The sequence below is a fragment of the uncultured Roseovarius sp. genome, from assembly GCF_913054395.1.
GTDB lineage: Bacteria > Pseudomonadota > Alphaproteobacteria > Rhodobacterales > Rhodobacteraceae > Roseovarius.
On sequence record NZ_CAJXIP010000225.1, the window covers coordinates 1 to 3,726 of the forward strand.

A 3,726-nucleotide genomic window follows, 5' to 3' on the forward strand; every position below is an offset into this window, starting at 1 on the left:
CCCGGTGACCGAAACCCATCAGGCGGAACGGATCGTTCTTGTCCTTCGCGCGTGCGATGAATTCCGGGATGCGATCCGGCGTGCCGATTTCCTGAAGCATCTCAAGGCAGGCCTGGTTTGCCCCACCATGCGCCGGGCCCCATAGACAGGCAATGCCCGCCGCGATACAGGCAAACGGGTTCGCCCCGGAGCTTGACGCAAGACGCACCGTCGAGGTCGAGGCGTTCTGTTCGTGATCGGCATGCAGCGTAAAAATCCGGTCCATGGCGCGAGCCAGGATCGGGTTCACTTCGTAATTCTCGGCAGGCACGGCAAAGCACATGCGCAGGAAGTTCGAGGCATAATCCAGATCGTTGCGCGGATATTCAAACGGCTGGCCGATGGTATACTTATAGGCCATCGCCGCAATCGTCGGCATCTTTGCGATCATCCGGATCGAGGCGACTTCGCGCTGCCAGGGATCGTTGATATCGGTGCTGTCATGATAGAAGGCCGACATCGCACCGACAACGCCAACCATGATCGCCATCGGATGAGCATCGCGGCGGAAGCCACGGAAAAGATACATCATTTGCTCGTGGATCATGGTGTGGCCGGTCACCCGGCCTTCAAAGTCCTCAAGCTGCGCGGGGCTCGGCAGTTCGCCGTAAAGCAGCAGGTAGCACACTTCGAGGTAATGCGATTTCTCGGCCAGCTGATCAATCGGATAACCGCGGTGCAAAAGCTCGCCCTTGTCGCCGTCGATAAAGGTGATCGTGCTGTCGCAGGATGCGGTCGAGGTGAACCCCGGATCATAGGTGAACACACCCGCCTGTGCGTAAAGCTTGCGGATGTCGATCACATCGGGGCCCGCCGTTGGCGAGAAAATAGGAAGTTCGTAGGTCTTTCCCTCAACCTCAAGCTTCGCGGATCTTGTGCCTTCTGCCATCAGGGGTCTCCCTCTCAACGTCCGCGTAGCCTGCGGCCCGGGGACTGGATAAACGTAAGTGCCTTGCCAGAGGGTTAAGACCCGCCAGAGGCTGCATCGGTCAGCCGGGCGATACTTTCGTCACGCCCGAGAATCAGCATCATGTCGAACACGCTCGGTGTCGCAGTGCGCCCCGCAAGCGCCGCCCTGAGCGGGCCGGCCAGCTTGCCGAACTTCATTCCATGGTCCTCGGCGAATTGGTTTGCCAGAGCTTCCAGATCGCCACGCGTCCACCTAGCATTTTGCAACTGCGGCGTCAATTCTCTCAGTATACCACGGGATACAGGTTCAAGCATCGCTGCCGCCTTCTCATCCGGCTGAACCGGACGGTCAACAAGGATAAAGGACGCCTTATCAAGCAGTTCATGGAAGGTCTTCGCGCGCTCTTTAAGGCAGTACATGCCGTCGGAAAATAATGCCAATTTTGCCGGTTCAAGGGGTGGTTGCCCCGTCACGGCAAGAAATTCGGTCAATTCATGCAGCAGTGCAGCATCCGGCGTCGCGGCGATATGCTGGCCACAGAGATTCTCAAGTTTCTTGAAGTCCAGCCGCGCCGGGGCCTTGCCGATTCCCTCAAGCTCGAACCAGGCCTTGGCCTGTTCATCGGAAAAGAATTCGTCATCGCCATGCCCCCAGCCGAGCCGCGCGAGGTAATTGCGGATGCCCGCCGCCGGATAGCCCATTTTCTGGTATTCCTCGACGCCAAGCGCGCCGTGGCGCTTGCTGAGCTTTTTGCCGTCGGGCCCGTGGATCAGCGGGATATGGGCATAGACCGGGAGCGGCCAGCCCATCGCCTCGTAGATCATCATCTGGCGCGCGGCATTGTTGAGGTGATCGTCGCCGCGGATCACATGGGTCACGCCCATGTCGTGGTCATCCACCGCAACGGCAAGCATATAGACCGGATTGCCGTCACCGCGCAAAAGCACCATGTCATCAAGCTGATCATTGCGAATGGTCACGTCGCCCTGAACCCGGTCGCGGATCACCGTGCTGCCGTCGCGCGGGGCCTTTATGCGGATCACATGGGGCGTGCCCTCGGGGTGCATGTCGGGCGTCGCGTCGCGCCAGGGGCTTTGAAACAGGGTGGATTTACCCTCGGCGCGGGCCGTGTCGCGAAAGGTCTGGATTTCGTCCTGGGACGAGAAACACTTATAGGCCTTGCCCGCCGCCAGCATCTCAAGCGCGACCTCGCGGTGGCGCTCGGCGCGCTCGAACTGGCTTATGACTTCGCCGTCATGATCGAGTCCAAGCCAGGTCAGACCGTCAAGGATTGCCTGCGTCGCCTCGGCGGTCGAACGGGCGCGATCGGTATCCTCGATCCGCAACAGGAACTTGCCGCCATGACCGCGCGCGAACAGCCAGTTGAAAAGCGCCGTGCGCGCCCCGCCGATATGCAGGAAACCGGTGGGTGATGGGGCAAAGCGGGTCACGACCTGTTGGGACATGGGAGAGATTAACCTTTCGGTAACGAGGAGGGGGCTAGCTTTGGGCTCTGTCTATCGGCCCGCCAAGGGGGTGACAAGTGTCCGGCGTCCGGGATCTGATCGTGCGTACCTGGCTTAACCAACGCGGCGCCTTGTTTGGCTGGGTGCCGGTGGCGCTTGCCTGTGGCATCGGCGGGTTTTTCTCGCTTCAGTCAGAACCGTCGGAGCCGCTTTTGTGGCTGCTGGCGGGGGCGGCACTCGGGCTTGCGGCGCTTGGGTGGCGGGGGGGCGAATGGATCGGACCGCTGGCGCTTGGCGCGGCCCTTGTGCTGGCGGGGTTCTGTATTGCCGGTCTGCGCACGCATCTCGTGGCGGGGCCGGTCCTTGGCTGGCGCTATTATGGCCCGGTCGAGGGGCGGATCGTGGCGATTGACCGCTCGGCTTCGGACGCCCTGCGCCTGACGCTTGACCGGGTTGTTTTGTCCCGCACCGCGCCTGCACGCGTCCCGACCCGCGTGCGCGTGTCGCTGCATGGCGACCAGGGCCATTTCTCCGCAATACCTGGACGTCGCGTGATGATGACCGCGCATCTGTCCCCCCCTGGCGGCCCGGTCGAGCCGGGCGGTTTCGATTTTCAGCGCCACGCCTGGTTTCTTGAACTGGGCGCGGTGGGCTATACCCGTACCCCGGTTCTGGCGATTGCCCCGGCGCAGGGCGCGCAACGGCTGTTTCGGGCGCGCATGGCGCTTTCGGCCCATGTGCAGGCCCGCCTCGCCGGGCAGGAAGGCGCCTTTGCCGCCGCGATCATGACCGGCGATCGCTCGGGCCTGGATCAGGACACGCTTGCGGCAATGCGGGTCTCTAACCTCGCGCATCTTCTGGCGATTTCGGGGCTGCACATGGGGCTGTTGGCGGGGTTCGTTTTTGCCGCCTTCCGGCTTGGGTTTGCGGCGATTCCGGGCCTCGGCCTGCGGCTGCCGGGCAAGAAGATATCGGCGGTACTGGCACTGGCGGCGGCGGCGGCGTACCTCGGGCTTTCGGGGGGCAACGTGGCCACCGAACGCGCCTTTGTCATGGTCGCCGTCATGCTGGTTGCGGTCATGCTGGATCGACGCGCGCTCAGCCTGCGGGCGGTGGCGGTTGCCGCCATCATCGTGCTTTGCCTGCGCCCCGAGGCCTTGATGGGGCCGGGGTTCCAGATGTCCTTTGCCGCCACGGTCGCGCTTGTCGCGGTATTTGGCTGGCTGCGGGACGCGCAGGTTGCACTCGGCCCGCGCTGGTTGCGGCCGGTTCTGACGGTGTTGATCTCCTCGGCGGTGGCGGGGGGGGGGG

General features: G+C 63.0%; 3 protein-coding genes. 1 reads left to right on the forward strand and 2 read right to left on the reverse strand.

The genetic code is table 11. The features are described 5' to 3' along the window. Together gltA and gltX are read right to left on the reverse strand one after the other, a co-directional pair. Nucleotides 1–928 (reverse strand): citrate synthase (gene gltA / locus QZ522_RS18350; RefSeq protein ID WP_294615005.1); only part of this gene is annotated, 928 nt, incomplete at its 3' end. A 74-nt stretch (nt 929–1,002) separates the two neighbouring features. Further along, entirely contained in the window at nt 1,003–2,415 is a 1,413-nt protein-coding gene (gltX, locus tag QZ522_RS18355) for a glutamate--tRNA ligase (RefSeq protein WP_294615007.1), read from the reverse strand. Between the two features lie 77 nt (nt 2,416–2,492). On the opposite strand from gltX, the gene QZ522_RS18360 reads away from it, so the two are divergent. Then, a partial coding sequence (locus QZ522_RS18360; RefSeq protein ID WP_294615009.1) for a ComEC/Rec2 family competence protein occupies nt 2,493–3,726 on the forward strand: 1,234 nt, incomplete at its 3' end.

Coding starts and splice junctions, on each gene's coding strand:
- gltX (WP_294615007.1), bottom strand. CDS start 2,415: ATGTCCCAACAGGTCGTGACCCGCTTTGCCCCATCACCCACCGGTTTC.